Here is a 16,807-nt window from a genome sequence, read left to right as displayed (position 1 = left end):
GATAGGTTTGATTACTTTTTATGTTTTATTATACAAAAAATACTTTTCCACACACATTTTTAATTGTGTCAATTTAGTAGAATAGATCAATCCCAAAAAATATTTACCAAAAAGCATGGAGACTGTGGAAGTTAGGCCTTACAAATTTAACATTCACATTCAAAAAGGAGGTACTTTATTTCTGTACTGAATGAAATCGCATTCAGTTAGCCTTCGGAGCACAGGGGTGACTCTAGTGGAAATTGCAAAATCAGGTGATTTTAGTTTTATTCAGCAAATTAGCGATTCGAAGCTTAGTGGTTATGTTCATAGTACATTTAATCGGACATTCAATATCCACTGTCTGGAGAATGGTGAATTATATACCATTGCATGTCGCGAAATGGATAATGGTCCCAATACTCTTATTATTGATGTGGATCGTTTTGATGAAATGGATATTAAAGTAAATGATACCGTGCATTTTGAAAATAAAATTTTGTCCGTTGAAAATAAAATTGCTATAACCCTTGAACAGGTAGAAAGTTGGAAACCTGTATTGCCTATTTATCCAAAAGACACGGAAATAATAAAAACACGTTTAACTAAGATGAAGCATTACATCAACATTCTTGGCAAAGGCGGAGGAATGAAAAAAAATAAGATTTCCAGAGGCCCATTCGATGTTGAAATGTCTAAAATGCTTAATGAACGTACGAACTTGCTTTTAAATGCATTGAGAAACAACGAAATGTCCAAAGCGTTGCAGCATGCAGTTTCACTAATAGGTCTTGGGCCTGGGTTAACTCCATCTGGCGATGATTTTCTTGTTGGATTGTTTACGATTTTTAACATTAGGAATAGTCCTCGTTTTTCACATCAATCATTTTGTGAAGACGTGGTAGAAAAGGCGAAAGCCCTAACGAATGATATAAGCTACATGGCGTTGAAAAAAGCATCTGTCGGAAAAGTAAGAGAGTCTATCATTCGTTTAGTAGATTCCTTGTTTTATGGGAAAGAAGAGGAGCTATTTTTTTCCTTAAATCAAGTAATAAACATTGGTTCCTCATCCGGAACGGATATAGCTCTAGGACTTGTCAGCGGATTGGAAGCCAATATAAATCAGGAGGGAAATTATGGAAGTAAAAGCTTTAATTAAGCCAAATACCTATTTTGATTCAGTTTCTTTAATGTCTCTTTCCACAAAAGCGAATCAGATTGAAGGCGTAGAACAGGCCATTATCGCTATGGGGACAGAGATGAATAAAGAAGTAATGAAAAACGTGGGATTGATGACCCCTGAAGTAGAACAAGCAAAGGCAAGTGATTTAATTATTGTTGTAAAGGCAGCAACTGATGAAGAATGCGAAAGCGCTTTCCATGGCATTGAAGAATTATTTACGAAAAAGAATTCTTTAAAAGGGAAGAGCGAGGTGATCTATTCAACGATTCCTTCAGCTGCAAAGAGCATCCCGGAAGCGAATCTAGCAGTTATTGCAGTGAACGGAGCCTATGCCCCTAGAGAGGCGAGAAAAGCTCTTGAAAATGATCTTCATGTCATGCTGTTTAGCGATAATGTAAGTGTTGAAGATGAAATTGAACTAAAGAAATTAGCGCATGAAAAAGGACTTTTAATGATGGGTCCTGATTGTGGAACAGCCATTATTGGAAATGTTGCGTTATGCTTTGCCAATGTAGTGAGAAAAGGGACCATCGGCATCGTTGGTGCATCAGGAACTGGAAGCCAAGAAGTAAGTGTTCGCATTCATGAATTTGGAGGCGGAATTTCGCAGCTGATCGGAACAGGCGGCAGAGATCTTAGTGAAGCCGTTGGCGGAATCATGATGCTAGATGGCATTAAGGCACTCGAGGAGGATGAAGCTACAAAGGTTATTGTTCTAGTATCCAAACCACCGGCACCGAGTGTTGAAGAGAAAGTGCTTGCTCAAATTAAACAATGTAATAAACCTGTTGTCGTTTGGTTTGTTGGCGGGGATGAAGAAAAAGTAATAGAAGCCGGTGGCCATTTTGCAAAAATGTCCAAAGAGGCTGCTCTAAAAGCAGTACTATTAGCTGGTGCAGACGAAAGCAAGTTAAATAAACGTGCATTAAATATTCCTCTTATCGAAGAAGTTCGTACAAAATTAAAACCTGAACAAAAATATATTCGTGGATTATTTAGCGGTGGCACACTTTGTGATGAAGCTATGCACACGGCACTGGAAAAGTTTGATAATGTTTATAGCAATATTCAGAGAGATCCGAAGTATCGCTTAAAGGACAAAAATGTAAGTCAAGAACATACATTTATTGATTTCGGTGATGATGAATTTACCCAAGGCAAGCCTCATCCTATGATTGATCCGTCTACCCGAACTGCTAGATTCATAGAAGAGGCAAAAGATCCATCTGTTGGCGTTATCGTAATGGATTTTGTTTTGGGCTTTGGTGCTCATGAGGATCCAGTTGGTGCAATGCTTCCTGCCATCATTGAAGCGAAGCAATTGGCTGAAGAAGAAGGAAGGCATTTAGAAATTATCGGATATGTCCTTGGAACAGAATTAGATAGCCAAGATATTGAGGATCAAGTGAATAAATTATTGGCTGCAGGTGTTACACATGCCAGCAGCAGTCAAAATGCTGGTCTATTGGCTAGAGAGTTTGTAATGAAAGGAGAATAGTCATGAGTAAAATCAATGAACTTTTTAATAGTAAACTAAATGTCATAAACGTAGGAATTGAGTCTTTTAAAGAGGATATGTTAAAGCAAAATGCAAATGTAACTCATTTAGAGTGGACTCCGCCTGGCGGAGGGAAGCCAGAAATAATTGCTGCACTTGATAAATTAGAAGATCCTATCATTGCAGAAAAAATTGAAGCGGCAAACAAGGAAGCGGTTGAGAGAATTATTAATTCACAGCCGGTATTAATTGGCTTTGACCAAGCAATCAATGTTGTACCTGGTATGACCAAAAAGATGATCCTGCACGCGGGGCCGCCTATCACTTGGGAAAAAATGAACGGACCGATGAAGGGAGCAGTTACAGGGGCACTCGTATTTGAAGGGTTAGCTAAGGATTTAGAGGAAGCAGCCGAACTTGCTGCATCTGGAGAAATTACTTTCTCACCATGTCATGAGCACAATTGTGTAGGTTCAATGGCAGGGGTCACTTCGGCTTCCATGTTCATGCACATTGTAGAGAACAAGACATATGGGAACATTGCTTATACAAATTTAAGTGAGCAGCTTTCAAAAATCTTAAGGATGGGTGCAAATGATCAAAGTGTTATTGATCGATTGATTTGGATGCGCGATGTATTTGGCCCTATGTTAAGAGATGCGATGAAGCTTAATCCAAATGGAATTGACTTGCGTCTAATGCTTGCACAAGCTCTTCATATGGGAGATGAGTGTCATAATCGGAATGTTGCTGGAACAACTCTTTTAATTCAGGCATTGACTCCGTACATTTTACAAACAAACTTCACAACAGAGCAGAAGAAAGATGTATTCGATTTTGTAGCAAGCAGCGACTATTTCTCTGGTCCAACATGGATGGCTCTTGCAAAATGCGCTCTTGATGCTGCACACGGAATTAAAAACAGTACGATCGTAACAACGATGGCACGCAATGGAGTAGAATTTGGCATTCGTGTAAGCGGCATGGAAGGAAACACATGGTTTACTGGACCAGCACAAAAAGTAGTTGGACCGATGTTTGCAGGCTACAAACCAGAAGATTCTGGGCTTGATATTGGAGATAGTGCGATTACGGAGACATATGGGATTGGCGGTTTCGCAATGGCAACAGCTCCGGCAATTGTTGCACTTGTAGGAGGAACTGTTGAAGACGCAATCGGCTTCTCTACAAAAATGAAAGAAATTACAACGACCGAAAATCCAAATGTAACGATTCCGTTGCTGAACTTTATGGGGATTCCTACAGGAATTGATGTTCGAAAAGTAATTCAAACAGGCATTATGCCAATTATCAATACTGCCATTGCACATAAAGAAGCTGGCATTGGAATGATTGGAGCTGGTATCACTTATCCGCCAGTTGAAGCATTAGAAAAAGCACTTCTAGCTCTAAGCGAAAGCATTCAATAAAGCAGATCAAATGCCCAATAAAGCTGGTTCTGATCTTTTCAGGACCAGCATAAAAAATTCCTAAATTTAGCATCATTACTCTTTTTGAAGTGAATTGTAATGGACCAAACATTAAGATTATGAAAAAAAGGCGACTAGGCTGCTTAATTTGGCTTACTCGCAAACAATCTAACCAATTTATTAACTATGGTATCACTGCTAATTTTTGTAGTAGTTTTTCCTAAAGAATATGTATATGGAAAAATTGTTCCAAGTTTTGGTCTCGCTATTTTTGCGGCAAGCTGCTGCTATTTTATTTTTGAACGTATGCTATCAAAAGAAACAGGGAGATTAGACGTAACGGCATTGCCTTCAGGTCCTAGTGCTCCATCTATATTTACTGTAACTTTTTGGTCATTCTGCCAGTTTACAAAACTACTGGGAAGGGATTTTCCGTCAAAATTCCTTCGCAAAGTCGGGATCGAAGGATTTTCTGTAAAAAATGATAACTTCTAAAGGAGAGAATCAATATGGATCATCAATCCTTAAATTTGAAACTTATTTCTGCGAGTGAACGAGGAGATACTGAAGCAGTTAAACAACTTTTAGCAGATGGTACCAGCGTGGACTATAAAGATAAGGACGACCGTACGGCTTTAATGGCAGCGACACAAAAAAATCAAATCGCTGCAGCAAAATTGCTGCTGGAAGCTGGGGGTGACGTAAACACTAAGGATAATACGCAATTAACTCCATTTATTTGCTCTGGAGCAAACGGATTTCATGAAATCCTAAGCATAATGCTCAAGTTTGGGGCAGATCTCAAAAGTGTAAATCGTTTTGGCGGCACTGCTTTATTGCCATCCAGTGAAAAAGGATATTTAAAAACTGTTCAAATTTGTTTAGATGCTGGAGTTCCAGTAAATCATGTAAACAATTTAGGGTGGTCAGCCCTTCTAGAGGCCGTTATTTTAGGTAATGGAGGAAGATTGTACTCTAACATCACAGAAATACTTGTTGATGCTGGTGCGGATGTTCATTTAGCTGATCGAGATGGAAAGTCATCCATTCAGCATGCGAAAGTATTAAATCAGCAAAAGGTTTTAAAAATCCTAAATAAAGAATATCAAGAAAACAATGAACATATCAAAACAGCAAAAGAACTTTATAAAGGACATCACTATGAACAGGCAATCACTGTGATCAATCAAGGTCTTGCAATCGACGAAAATAATCTTGATTTATACTACTATAAAGGCTATTGTTTGCAGGAATTAAAGAAATTTGAAGAAGCACTTGGAGAATACAGAAAGGCATTAGCTCTTGATCCAAATGACCTTGATTTTTATTTCTATACAGCTAATTGCTTAAGATTAATGAACAAGCCTGAGGAAGCACTAGCCGAATATAATAAAGCATGCGAGCAAGATTCAAATGAGACGTTCTACCGTTACCATAAATCAAATTACTTAAGAGAACTTGGCAGACACGAAGAAGCTGTTATTGAAATGGATAAGCTCTTAGCGCTTCAGCCGAACCGATACGATTTTTCGTTTCATAAGGCAAACAGCTTAAGATCACTAGGTAAGCATAAAGAAGCGATAAAAGCAATTGAAAATGCAATCGAAAATGACCCGACAAATCCTTTATATCAATTGCATAAAAAACAGTCTCTTGAGTTGATAGAACAAAACGCACATAAATAAAAGGCAGGGGAAAAGTCAGTGGAAAAACTAGTCATCGTTGCTATCGGAGGCAACTCCTTAGTAAGAGAAAATGGACGCGACACGATTCAAGACCAGTATGAAGCTGTTTGCGAAACGGCAGTAAATATTGCAGATATGGTTCAAGAGGGTTACAACGTTGTCGTTACACATGGGAACGGCCCACAGGTAGGTTTTGGACTTAGAAGATCTGAAATTGCGGGTGAAGTGGCAGGAATGGCGCCATTGCCGCTTGTAAATTGTGTAGCAGATACGCAAGGCGGCATTGGGTATCAAATTCAACAGGCTTTGACAAATGAATTTGCAAAAAGGGGCATCAACAAAAAAGTGGCTACAGTAATTACACAAGTTGAGGTCAGTATTGATGATCCCAATTTTAAAAATCCGACCAAGCCTGTAGGATCTTTCTTTACAATAGAGCAAGCAGAAGAAATGAAAAAGGAACACCCAGATTGGATTTTCGTTGAAGACTCTGGCAGAGGATATAGAAGAGTTGTTCCTTCTCCTAAACCAATTGATATTGTTGAAAAAGATGCCATCAAGTCATTGATTGAAGCCGGCTACGTAGTAATCGCTGTTGGAGGCGGTGGAATACCGGTAGTTAAAACAGGTAATAACACATACGAAGGTATTGATGCAGTTATTGATAAGGATTTTGCTACTAGTCTATTAGCAGAACAAATAAATGCAGAGACACTGATTATTACGACTGGTGTTTCAAGAGTTTTCATCAACTTTGGAAAACCAAATCAACAGGCGCTTGAGAAAATTACCGTTAAGGAAACAAAACAATTTGTCTTTGAAAACCATTTCCCTGCTGGAAGTATGCTGCCAAAAATAGAGGCAAGCCTTAGCTTCTTGGAAAATAACGGTACTAGAGTTATTATTACAAATCCAGAAAGCTTAAAAGATGCCATTATAGAAAAAGCAGGAACCCATATTATTTGCGCCTGAACGTATCGATAACAAAAATAAGCCAGCCTTTATCCGAGGTTGGCTGAAATAAGATTGCAATACATGAAGTTTATTGTAATTGTTTGTGAAATTATGGACATAAATTATACACAATTTATTGTTTATCATGCATAATTGCCTTCTCCTTTTATTGTTTCGTATAAATGATGACGATGTGATGCATGATGTTTAAACTAGTCTTGTAAGGCAAATGACAGCTGTCAAATTTAATAGTCTACTTAGGCTATTGCAAGTTAGAATCTTGCAAACTATAAAATTCACTCAATCGGATAATTAGAAAGAAATAAAATGAAAACGCCACCAAAGCGGTTGGATCCTCGTTTTAGGCAAAAAAATACAAGATAATCATCCTAAACGGGCAAGGAGTGTTACCATGGAACAAGCGAAAATAGATCAGTCGTATGATCAATATGATTCATACGGCTACTTAGAAGATTTGCTGCCAAAAAAGCTTCATCAAAGAGACTGGGGAATGTCGAATTACATCACACTTTGGATGGGTGCTGTCCATAATATTATGTCTTATATGACAGTTGCAGGATTCTTTATCCTAGGGCTGAACACGAAGCAAGTACTTTTAGCGGTCATGCTTTCAGCTGTAATTGTTTCAACCTTTTATGTTTTAAATGGCTATTCTGCTTCAAAATATGGGCTTCCCTTTGCAATGCTGCTTCGTGATTCATTTGGGGTAAAAGGCGCAATTATTCCTGCGTTATGCCGTGGACTAGTTGCGGGTTTAGTCTTCTTTGGAACAACAACTGTTGTTGGTGCTGAATCGTTAAATGTTATTTTCTCAAGATTTATTCCAAATTATATGTCTCTAGGTGGAGATTTTAATATTTTGGGATTAACAGTCCCAACAATGATTTCATATGCAGTTCTATGGACTGTTACCGTTTTATTATTCCTGGGTGGAATGAATGTACTAAGCAGATTTGGCAATTGGTCTTCCCCTGTCGTGTACGTGTTTATCATTGGGGCTGCAGTTTGGGCGATCAACATGGCAGGAGGATTTGGACCAATTTTAGAATACGTGCCAAAGAAGCCTAATTCGAGCCCGCTGGTATTCGTTGCCTGCGTAAGTGCATTAGTATCAAATTGGGCTGGTCCAATTGTTAACATGGCAGACTTTACACAAAGAGCTAAATCACCAAGAGATGTAATTATTGGACTGCCATTAGGATTTATTTTATCATATGTGCTGTTTGCCATAACATGCGTTGCTTTAATCGCTGGCACTGAAATTGCATTTGGCGAACCAATTTTTAATATCGTACATGCAATTGATAAAATTGAAAACACTTTCTCTGTTGTTGTATTAATTTTGGCTCTTAACGTAGGGGCTACTGCATTCGTTGTATTTGCAAACCTGTTACCATCAGGATTGCAAATGACAGCATTATTCCCAAAAGTATTTACTGTAAAGAAAGCTGGAGTGTTGACTGCAATTGTCGGAACTTTAATTTTGCCATGGAAGCTTGTATCAAGCGCTTCAACACTGTTTTACCTTTATAGCTTTATCGGTTCCATCTTTGGACCAATTGCTGGGATTATGCTTTCAAGTTTCTATATTCACCGCAAAAGAAAGCTGGATCTCGATAATATCTATGTACCTGAAGGCAGCCATGGTGAATATAAAAACGGGTACAACCCAATAGCTATGGCGGTATTAGGGATTAGCTTTATTCTTCCTATGTCAGGTGCCTTTTTAAAGAGTGTACCATTTTTAGTGAAAATGAATGAGTTTGCCTTTTTTAGCGGATTGATTGTTTCTTTTATCCTGTATAGTATTCTAGGAAGGTTTAGTAAACCGAATAACTAGTATCTCAAGTTTAAGAAGTTAAGTTCTTCTAATTATGCAAGAATAATTGATTTTAAAAAGTTTCATAAAGTAGGGGGAGGAATTTTTTTATGGATTACATGAAAATGGCTGTTGATGCTACGATTGAAGGTATGGACAATAAACACGGCGGCCCTTTTGGTGCAACTATTGTACGCGACGATGAAGTACTTGTGGCTGTAAGTAATACAATGATGAAAGATACAGATCCTTCAGCACACGCAGAAATGGTTGCGATCAGAGAAGCTTGCAAAAAATTAGGAACAATGGATCTATCAGATTGTGTCATTTATGCGACTTGTGAACCGTGTCCAATGTGTGTAGGGGCTATTATTTGGTCTGGCATTAAAGAAGTACACTATTGCAGCACAAAAGACGATGCTCATGAAAACGGTTTTACTGACCTACACCTCCGAAAATACTTAACTGGAGAAGATGAAAGTGTTCTAAAAATGATCAAGGTTAAAGATAGAGATGATTGCGACTACTTATGGGAGCATTTCCATAAAATAAACGAAATGAAATAAATCTTTTCTGATAAATCCAAAATATTTATCCGGTGCTATTTTTATAGTGCCGGATTTTGACATTTCATAGATAAGCAACAATGATTTTAAGGCGATCATTCAAAATCTAGGGAGGAATGGTTTAATTGTAGGTACGTTTTTTGCAATCATCCTTGAACAATTTTGGAAACAGAAAAAGGCTTTAAGGACAAATGTCCACTAAAGCCTTTATATACTTAGTTGATTTTTAAGAAAATCTATCACCTGATTTAGAGCATTTTGAACGAAGGGGTTATGAAAATCCTTGTCAAAAACATGCTCACCATTAGGAATCGTAATTAACTTCGTTTCTATCCCTTCCTTTATCAGGGCAGCTCGCATAAAAACGGATTGTTCATAAGGAACATCCACATCTTTAGTTCCATGTAATAATAATGTCGGCGGGTAATCTTTAGTAATATTGTGAATGGGACAAAACTTAAGAAGCTCCTCCTTATTTACTGATGGATTAATCCCTGTTAAGGTTTCAATCCATTCGCCTGTCTGTCTTGCATATAAATAGAGGAGAAAGCGTTGTTCAACTGTTCCATCTATAATAATTTGATCAGAAATAAGCTTCATAGCAATTTCTTTCGGGACATGGTCTTTTTGGCAATAGAAATTGCTTGGAGCTGTTGCCCATTTTGCACTAATATCACCGTATCCATAAAAGGAGACAATTGCACTCGGTTTTCGTTTGAATGTTCCTGCACAAAGTGCAAGAAAACCGCCTGCTGAGCTCCCCACGATCGCTATTCTTTTGGGGTTGATCGAAAAACGTTTCGTTCCTTCATTCTCTAACCAATCAAGTGCATCTTGGACATCCTCAAGGATGTCTGGCAGTTTCGATTCAGGAGCCAACCGATAGTCGATAGAAAACAGCGAAAAACCATTGCTGGTGTAGAGGTGTATCATTTCTTCAGTGAGGTCCTCCCTAGACCCCCAAAGCAGGCCGCCACCATGAATATATACGACAACTGGAGCATTGTCATGGCTTGTCTTATAGAAATCTGCCTTAATGGAAAAGAGGTCATTTTTTTTATATATAGCTGTATGTTTCATTATTGTTTTCCCGCCTGTCAAAGAAGTAATATGAGAATTTCTGCGCTCGTAACGAAATAAAGTATACCAGAATGATGAACAAGCCATTCAACAGCTAAAAGACGAGCAAAAGATGCCTGAAGGCATCCAAATGAGACAAGTGAAATATCTCAATAATATCGTAGAACAAGATCATCGTTTCATTAAGAAAAGAGTACGCTCCATGCTGGGATTCAAAACGTATGAAACTGCTACTTCAATAGTACGTGGCATGGAAGCCACGGATATGATGAAAAAAGGGCAAGTTCACCAAGGGGTGAAGTCTGCCCAAAATGAAGTTGAGTTCATACATAAGTTGTTTGGATTACCATCATAATTCATGGATAAAAGGATATTGAGGTTCTATGTTTCTAACAAATCATATTTGCACCAGAACCCAATTTCTTTTCATAACAATAACATTCTACTGAATTTTTCATACTGATATACATCCTTTTTTAGACTGATAGTATCAGTATGTCCAAGATTTAGAAATTCATTGCAATTATCTTGGAGTTCTTGCACCAGAACCATAAATCTTATTCAAGAAAACGGCCCTAAAATGAAAAATGGCGCTTATCCATGTTCCAGGATTGCGTCCGTTATTAAGTGACTACTCTAGTTTTGAATAATGTAGAACTACATCCTCTAATACATCAATACCATTTAAAATGTCGTCAAGTTCAGTATATTCGTCGGGATGATGACTAAGCCCGTCTTCTGAAGGAACAAAGATAAGACCCACTCGGCATAGTTTCGTCATATTCATAGCATCATGCCCTGCTCCGCTTTGCATCAATTGAAAAGATAGATCTTTTTCTATACAAATATTTTTTAAAGTATCCATCAGTCCGGAAGAAAGCAAGATTGGTTCCTCAGAACTGATTTCTTCACTTACAATCTCAACCTGTCGATTCCTTTTTACGGCTAAAATCGATTCGAATAAATGGTTTACCACTCGCTGCCTTGATTCCATGGAAGTAGATCGAATGTCGATTTTAATTTCCACCTCTCCTGGCACCACGTTCATTGCCCCAGAATGGATGTCTATAACACCAACAGTAGCTACTGTTTCATATTCAAGTTCACGTTTTGCCGCCTTCTCAAGCTCCAAAGCGATCTCAGCAGCGCCAAGAAGAGCATCTTGTCTCATATTCATTGGGGTCGTTCCAGAATGTGACGCTTTCCCTATTATTTTTAACTGAAATCTTACCGGTGCAGCGATACCTGTAACAATTCCAATCTTTTTGTTATTGTTTTTTAATACTGGGCCTTGCTCAACATGTAATTCAAAAAAGGCTTTAAACTCTTCGTTAACTCTACTTGCTTCATCAATACTATTAAAATCCAAAGCGCAAAGAGAAAATGCCTTCTCCATTGTGATTCCATCACGGTCTTTTAAATATCTGTATTTTTCCTTATCGATTAGACCCGCCATTGCTTTACTGCCAACAGTTGATACACCAAAACGAGAAGACTCTTCACAAGCAAATGAAATAATTTCAATAGGATGATCAGTCACAATGCTCTTCTCATTTAGACGTTTGATTACTTCAAGTGCAGCTGTAACACCAACAACACCATCATACTGTCCACCCTGGTAAACGGTATCCAAATGAGAACCCATAACAACTGGCGGCAACTCTTTCATTCTTCCTTCTCGTCTGGCAATTACGTTCCCGCATTGGTCCATTCGAATATCTAAATTTTCCACTTTGCACATACGCATAAAAGCATGTGTACAAGTCTGCTCTTCATTTGTATAGGCAATCCTGGTAATACCTTTTTCACCGGAATTGTATTGATTGATCTTGTTAAACAATATCTGATATCTAGTTTTGCTATCCATGCAGGTATCTCCTGTCTTGATATTCATAGCTATAATCTTAATATTAACGAATTGTTGGATCACCATCATTGTATATCAGTGCCAAAAAGAATCGGTTTCAATTGTGCATGATGTACAATAATTAGTCAGTTGCCAAAATGGGCATTTAATGATCTGTTGATACGCTGGATTTTTATCGACGGTTATGACACGAGGCTTAGAAACATGAAAAGACCGCAAAGCTTTCTTGAAGAAGCACTTTGCAGCTTCGTATCAGTTAAGTGGGTAGGAAGTAAGAAGGGAGTAATCCCAAAAGAAAATAAAAGAGTAAATGATCAAGTTATATAGATATATATAATTATTTACTACATTCGTACAAAACGAAGAAACTTATCCTGTAATTAGAAACAATTTTTATAACAGCATCATTTTTCAACGGAAAAAATGCGGTATTGCTTTACCTAAAGTAAACCATTTTATTTGTACTGCACAATACAACCATCTTATATCCTATAAACTTTAAATGAAGAAAGCAGTTGACACATAAATTACTATTCCAAACAATCGCTTATTTAAAATTATGCATAAAAATACACAAATACTTATATAATTACTTTCCTAACATAGTAAAGATAATTTAAATATAGGTAAATATTTTAAAAATTAATTATCATAATATTTTTTATAATTAAAATAAATAAGTGCTCTATGCTTATTTTAAAGTGTTATCAATGGTAGTAAAAGATAGAGTGCTATTAGATTCCTGTTAAAGGAGGATGATACCGATGTGTATATCTATCAATATTGACCCGAAAGATAGCCTTACGTATTAAAGATCTGATCAATAAGCTTTGACAATATTTTAGGAGAATAAAAGGAGGAATTACTTTGAAATTCATCTGTATTTTAGCTATAATCCCTTTTATTGGATTTCTTGGCGGGATTCCATTTGTTAATAAAGTTAACCCTTATGTTTTAGGAATGCCCTTTTTTCTTTTTTGGATTGTATTATGGGTGGTTATTACATCAGGAATTATGGCTATTATATTTAAACTAGATCCTAGAAATAGGGGGGGAAATGTATCATGAATGTAGCACTTCTTATTATTATTGCATCTATATTTTTTGCACTTGCCATTGGTATTCGAGCGCGTAAAGGTAAAGATATGAACCTTGAACAGTGGACAGTTGGAGGTCGTGGTTTTGGTACGGTTTTTATCTTTTTGTTAATGGCGGGGGAAACGTATTCCACTTTTACCTTTTTAGGAGGAAGCGGTTGGGCATATGGAAAAGGCGGCCCTACTTTTTATATATTAATATATGGTACATTAGCATTAATTATGTCGTATTGGTATGTTCCAGCTATTTGGCGATATGCAAAAGAAAAGAAGCTTATGTCACAATCGGACTTCTTCGTTAGTAAGTATAATAGTCCATATTTAGGTGTCCTTGTGTCAATTGTGGGTGTAGTCGCTGTCATCCCCTATCTAGTTCTTCAATTGAAAGGTTTGGGGAGTATTGTTTCAGAGGCATCTTACGGAGCGATTTCTCCTACGGTAGCAATTTGGATTGCAGTTATTGTTCTTACAATTTATGTGATGGTCTCAGGAATCCATGGTTCTGCTTGGACAGCAGTTGTCAAAGATATTATGATCCTAGGAGTTACCGTATTCTTAGGTATATATTTACCGCTTCATTATTATGGTGGGTATCAGCACATGTTTGAAGCGATCGATAAAGCGAAGCCAGGGTTTTTAACTTTGCCTAGTCAGGGATTAAGCATATCATGGTTTATTTCTACGGTATTGCTAACTTCTCTTGGTTTTTATATGTATCCGCATGCATTCGGCGCTATTTATTCTGGAAAAAGCGAGAAAACGTTCCGCAAAAATACAATCATTATGCCATTATATCAACTTATCTTACTCTTTGTGTTCTTTGCCGGTTTTGCCGCTATCCTTCAAATTCCCGGTTTGAAGGCGAATGAGGTTGATTTATCTTTATTACGTCTATCTAAACTAGCTTTTGATCCATGGGTAATGGGAGTGATTGGAGCTGCTGGTGTACTTACAGCTTTAGTGCCGGGTTCAATGCTCTTAATGTCTGCGGCTACCTTGCTGGCCAAAAATGTCTATGGTGTATTTGTGCCTTCTGCTACTGATAAGCAGATTGTAAATTTAGCTAAGTATTTAGTACCTGTCGTTGCTCTTGTTTCATTGTTTTTTACGTTTAAAAGTGGTACGATTGTCGCTTTATTATTAATGGGATCTAGCTTGGTTACACAGTTGTTTCCACCTATGGTATTTAGCTTAATGAAGAAGAATTTTGTGACGAAACAAGGAGCATTTGCTGGAATCATTATGGGGGAAATAACGGTAGCATACATTACGCTTTCGAAAAGCACTTTAGGAACCCTGTTTCCTTTACTTCCTCAGTGGGTGAGGGATATAAATGTAGGGATAATAGCACTTATTATAAATGTAGTAGTTATGACTGTTGTAAGTATGGTAACAAAGAATGATAGTGTTTCTAAAAAGAAGACTGAACAAGTTGCATCGTGACATTGATAAACCTTTAGATAAGAGCACCTCAAAAATAATTTTTGAGGTGCTCTTATCTATATTATTAGAGTTTGCTGAACGATTTAAAAAGGACACCAATCTGGTGTCTGTTCTTACGTTTATTGAGATGCCAGTCATCACGCGTGTTCCTAGAGATTTTTATTTAAAAGTCTAAAAATCTTTAAAGCCAATTGTATTTGTAGTAATTCCTCTGAGTTTTTCAAATCGGTGTTTAATAATTCCTTAATCTTCTCGATTCTATAAATAAGAGTGTTTCTGTGTAAAAACATCGCTTTTGCTGTTTCACTTATATTTTGATTATTAATAAAATAGTTCTCAAAAGTGGAAATATAACTTGTCCTGTGCAGTTTATCATGCTCATAGACTTTTCCTAAGTGTTTCATGAAAAACTCTTCCAATTCCATGTCTTTAATATTGGAGTCCAAGAAATGATAAACCGTGTGATCTTCATAATGAGATATTCCACCTCTCTTATCCATTTTCTGCATTAACCGAATGGATTCATTTGCTTCAGAGAAACTCTTGTGAAGGGAATCAATTGTTTTGTATTGTCTGCCTATTCCTACTAAAAAGCTTGTATTATCAAGTTGTTTATCCAGAGCTTTATAAACCTCATTTGCAAAATGCTTCGCATTATTTTTAGATATAGGTGGTCGGTTTTCATTTTGTCCAATTAAAATGATTATTCGATTATTTCTATGGAAGCAGGTAATTTCTCCACTTGCTTCACATTCATGCTCAAAAACTAAATCCACACATTTCCTTGCGGTATTTTCCGATTTATATTTCCTAGCTACCATGTCCTTATATTGTTCAAGTTCGGGGTATTCAATATTTATAACAATGCAGTAATACATATACCTTGAATTTAATCCATGAATTTCGCTAAGGGTATGGATCGTATCACTTGATGTTATTTTACCTGTTAGTAAATCATCAAAAAATTCCTGACGTATTTTTAACTTTACTTCCTCAATTTCTTTTGCGCGTATCCTTTCAAGGGCCATAATGGTTGAAGCTTGTTCAAGTACAATGTAATTAAATCCTGTTAACTCACTGACAGTTTCCCAAACGACAATATATCCATATATACTGTTTGCAGCTGCGGCCGGGAGAATCCGGCATTTTATATCTAAATTCTCTAAATTATAGAGCCGTTTTATAGGCTTATTCATACCACTAATATTTATCGGAATCGAATCGATAAATTCTTTATGGAAGGCAGTTCTATTTTTAACTAGGTCGAAGTAATAAGCTAATGGTACTTTGTTATCTACATGCTCTGTGTAGTGAAGTAACTTCCAATCTTGGTCTAAAATAAGGATTGGGTTATTTACAGTTTTAGAAAGCATTGAAGAAATCTGTTCAATTCCTCCGCCCTCAAGTGCGATTCTAAATAAGATATTATGCATATCTAATGTTTTTCTGTTCAATAAATCATATCTTCCAGATGCCTTTTCATTAATAATTGAAATTACATTTGATAAAGTATATTCGAAGGGCAATTCTAAAAGAGGTAATCCATATTTATTGGCTTGGTCGATCATGTTTTGCGGTAATTGTTTGAAGTAACGTTGCATCTTTATAACCAGCCCGGAACAGTTAATTTCTGAAAGCTCCTTAATGATTTGATTTTGTAATTCTTCATTATCCTTGAAAATATACCCCGTTGATAAAAGGAGTTCATTGGGAGAAAGCCAGTCGAAAGTATCTGGATTCTCCATAATATTGACAAACGAAATAATGTTATTTATTCCCTTATCACCTGCCACTATTTTTAACCCATCTAATGCTTTTATTTCGAATAAGTCTTTTACTGTCAGCAATCGATTCACACCTTTGACAAATTAATTATGCATATAGCCTAAATAGTTCTAAGCCTTTTTGGTTTAGGTAAACAATGACGGATATTATGCGTTCAATCTAAAATAAATATAGTGTAAGCGTTTAACTGTAAATATACCAGAAATGCTTTTCTTTACTTGTTTTAATTGTAACAATCTAACGGAACATATCAAATCCTGAAATAATAAAACAGGTAAAATTAGGTTGGAATTGCGCCTTACTTAAATATTATTCCATAAAAGAGGGGGTTTTTAGGAAAATAGCGATGGCTGAAAAAAGAATTTGATTTACGTTCATTCCAGATCAGAGGTGTCTAGTG

The 16,807-nt window shown here is 36.8% G+C and carries 14 protein-coding genes and 2 pseudogenes; 12 read left to right on the top strand and 4 right to left on the bottom strand.

Annotated elements, in window-relative coordinates:
• The first annotated feature begins 235 nt into the window (after nucleotides 1–235).
• The 8 genes from BN1082_RS08835 to BN1082_RS08800 all read left to right on the top strand — a co-directional run bounded on the left by BN1082_RS08835 (nucleotide 236) and on the right by BN1082_RS08800 (nucleotide 9,135).
• The gene (locus BN1082_RS08835) at nucleotides 236–1,138 is read left to right on the top strand and encodes an oxamate carbamoyltransferase subunit AllH family protein (RefSeq protein WP_245640365.1); all 903 of its coding nucleotides are present in this window, start codon (nucleotides 236–238) and stop codon (nucleotides 1,136–1,138) included.
• Complete coding sequence (fdrA, locus tag BN1082_RS08830; protein WP_090633488.1) at nucleotides 1,116–2,660, top strand: acyl-CoA synthetase FdrA; 1,545 nt, start codon at nucleotides 1,116–1,118, stop codon at nucleotides 2,658–2,660. The genes BN1082_RS08835 and fdrA overlap by 23 nt, the downstream gene beginning before the upstream one ends.
• A 2-nt stretch (nucleotides 2,661–2,662) precedes the next feature.
• Nucleotides 2,663–4,090 (top strand): YlbE family protein, encoded by a 1,428-nt coding sequence (locus tag BN1082_RS08825; protein WP_090633486.1) that lies wholly within the window; start codon nucleotides 2,663–2,665, stop codon nucleotides 4,088–4,090.
• Between the two features lie 186 nt (nucleotides 4,091–4,276).
• On the top strand, nucleotides 4,277–4,585 hold the full coding sequence (locus BN1082_RS08820; RefSeq protein WP_176699714.1) for a hypothetical protein: 309 nt from the start codon (nucleotides 4,277–4,279) through the stop codon (nucleotides 4,583–4,585).
• Nucleotides 4,586–4,599: 14 nt separating this feature from the next.
• Nucleotides 4,600–5,775 carry a tetratricopeptide repeat protein gene (locus tag BN1082_RS08815; RefSeq protein WP_090633484.1) on the top strand — a complete coding sequence of 392 codons (1,176 nt, stop codon included), beginning with the start codon at nucleotides 4,600–4,602 and terminating at the stop codon, nucleotides 5,773–5,775.
• An 18-nt stretch (nucleotides 5,776–5,793) separates the two neighbouring features.
• Nucleotides 5,794–6,747: a carbamate kinase gene (arcC, locus tag BN1082_RS08810; protein WP_090633482.1), complete on the top strand. Its 954-nt coding sequence runs from the start codon at nucleotides 5,794–5,796 to the stop codon at nucleotides 6,745–6,747.
• 394 nt (nucleotides 6,748–7,141) lie between these two features.
• Complete coding sequence (locus BN1082_RS08805) at nucleotides 7,142–8,590, top strand: cytosine permease (RefSeq protein ID WP_090633480.1); 1,449 nt, start codon at nucleotides 7,142–7,144, stop codon at nucleotides 8,588–8,590.
• Nucleotides 8,591–8,679: 89 nt separating this feature from the next.
• Nucleotides 8,680–9,135 (top strand): nucleoside deaminase, encoded by a 456-nt coding sequence (locus tag BN1082_RS08800; RefSeq protein ID WP_090633478.1) that lies wholly within the window; start codon nucleotides 8,680–8,682, stop codon nucleotides 9,133–9,135.
• Between the two features lie 207 nt (nucleotides 9,136–9,342).
• On the opposite strand, the gene BN1082_RS08795 is transcribed toward BN1082_RS08800, so the two are convergent.
• Nucleotides 9,343–10,215 carry an alpha/beta hydrolase gene (locus BN1082_RS08795; protein WP_090633476.1) on the bottom strand — a complete coding sequence of 291 codons (873 nt, stop codon included), beginning with the start codon at nucleotides 10,213–10,215 and terminating at the stop codon, nucleotides 9,343–9,345.
• Between the two features lie 82 nt (nucleotides 10,216–10,297).
• Here BN1082_RS08795 and BN1082_RS08790 point away from each other — a divergent pair.
• A pseudogene (locus tag BN1082_RS08790) lies at nucleotides 10,298–10,570 on the top strand (DDE-type integrase/transposase/recombinase); the annotation flags it as partial.
• Between the two features lie 276 nt (nucleotides 10,571–10,846).
• Here the strand turns inward: BN1082_RS08790 and BN1082_RS08785 are convergent.
• A complete protein-coding gene (locus tag BN1082_RS08785) occupies nucleotides 10,847–12,082 on the bottom strand; it encodes a M20 family metallo-hydrolase (protein WP_090633474.1) in 1,236 nt (411 codons plus the stop codon).
• Between the two features lie 159 nt (nucleotides 12,083–12,241).
• Nucleotides 12,242–12,331 (bottom strand): annotated as a pseudogene (locus BN1082_RS26965) (IS6 family transposase); the annotation flags it as partial.
• Between BN1082_RS26965 and BN1082_RS28515 the strand changes: the two are divergent.
• The 3 genes from BN1082_RS28515 to BN1082_RS08775 all read left to right on the top strand — a co-directional run bounded on the left by BN1082_RS28515 (nucleotide 12,287) and on the right by BN1082_RS08775 (nucleotide 14,622).
• Nucleotides 12,287–12,409: a hypothetical protein gene (locus BN1082_RS28515; RefSeq protein ID WP_281177001.1), complete on the top strand. Its 123-nt coding sequence runs from the start codon at nucleotides 12,287–12,289 to the stop codon at nucleotides 12,407–12,409. The pseudogene BN1082_RS26965 and the gene BN1082_RS28515 overlap by 45 nt on opposite strands.
• Nucleotides 12,410–12,949: 540 nt before the next feature.
• Nucleotides 12,950–13,150, top strand: coding sequence for a DUF3311 domain-containing protein (locus BN1082_RS08780; RefSeq protein WP_090633472.1), 201 nt, complete (start codon nucleotides 12,950–12,952; stop codon nucleotides 13,148–13,150).
• Entirely contained in the window at nucleotides 13,147–14,622 is a 1,476-nt protein-coding gene (locus BN1082_RS08775) for a sodium:solute symporter family protein (protein WP_090633470.1), read from the top strand. Before BN1082_RS08780 ends, BN1082_RS08775 begins: the two co-directional genes overlap by 4 nt.
• Before the next feature lie 149 nt (nucleotides 14,623–14,771).
• Here BN1082_RS08775 and BN1082_RS08770 read toward each other — a convergent pair whose 3' ends face one another.
• Nucleotides 14,772–16,469 (bottom strand): PucR family transcriptional regulator, encoded by a 1,698-nt coding sequence (locus tag BN1082_RS08770; RefSeq protein WP_090633469.1) that lies wholly within the window; start codon nucleotides 16,467–16,469, stop codon nucleotides 14,772–14,774.
• Nucleotides 16,470–16,807 lie beyond the last annotated feature (338 nt).

This window comes from Neobacillus massiliamazoniensis (genome assembly GCF_001048695.1).
GTDB classification, from domain to species: Bacteria; Bacillota; Bacilli; order Bacillales; family Cytobacillaceae; genus Neobacillus; species Neobacillus massiliamazoniensis.
This window is presented reverse-complemented; position numbering and strand designations above follow the sequence as displayed.

Bases quoted from the DNA above. Each gene is read 5' to 3' on its own strand.
- BN1082_RS08815 (WP_090633484.1), top strand. From the start codon at position 4,600: ATGGATCATCAATCCTTAAATTTGAAACTTATTTCTGCGAGTGAACGA.
- BN1082_RS08800 (WP_090633478.1), top strand. From the start codon at position 8,680: ATGGATTACATGAAAATGGCTGTTGATGCTACGATTGAAGGTATGGAC.
- BN1082_RS08775 (WP_090633470.1), top strand. From the start codon at position 13,147: ATGAATGTAGCACTTCTTATTATTATTGCATCTATATTTTTTGCACTT.
- BN1082_RS08805 (WP_090633480.1), top strand. From the start codon at position 7,142: ATGGAACAAGCGAAAATAGATCAGTCGTATGATCAATATGATTCATAC.
- BN1082_RS08825 (WP_090633486.1), top strand. From the start codon at position 2,663: ATGAGTAAAATCAATGAACTTTTTAATAGTAAACTAAATGTCATAAAC.
- BN1082_RS28515 (WP_281177001.1), top strand. From the start codon at position 12,287: ATGAAAAGACCGCAAAGCTTTCTTGAAGAAGCACTTTGCAGCTTCGTA.
- BN1082_RS08820 (WP_176699714.1), top strand. From the start codon at position 4,277: ATGGTATCACTGCTAATTTTTGTAGTAGTTTTTCCTAAAGAATATGTA.
- BN1082_RS08785 (WP_090633474.1), bottom strand. From the start codon at position 12,082: ATGGATAGCAAAACTAGATATCAGATATTGTTTAACAAGATCAATCAA.
- BN1082_RS08795 (WP_090633476.1), bottom strand. From the start codon at position 10,215: ATGAAACATACAGCTATATATAAAAAAAATGACCTCTTTTCCATTAAG.
- fdrA (WP_090633488.1), top strand. From the start codon at position 1,116: ATGGAAGTAAAAGCTTTAATTAAGCCAAATACCTATTTTGATTCAGTT.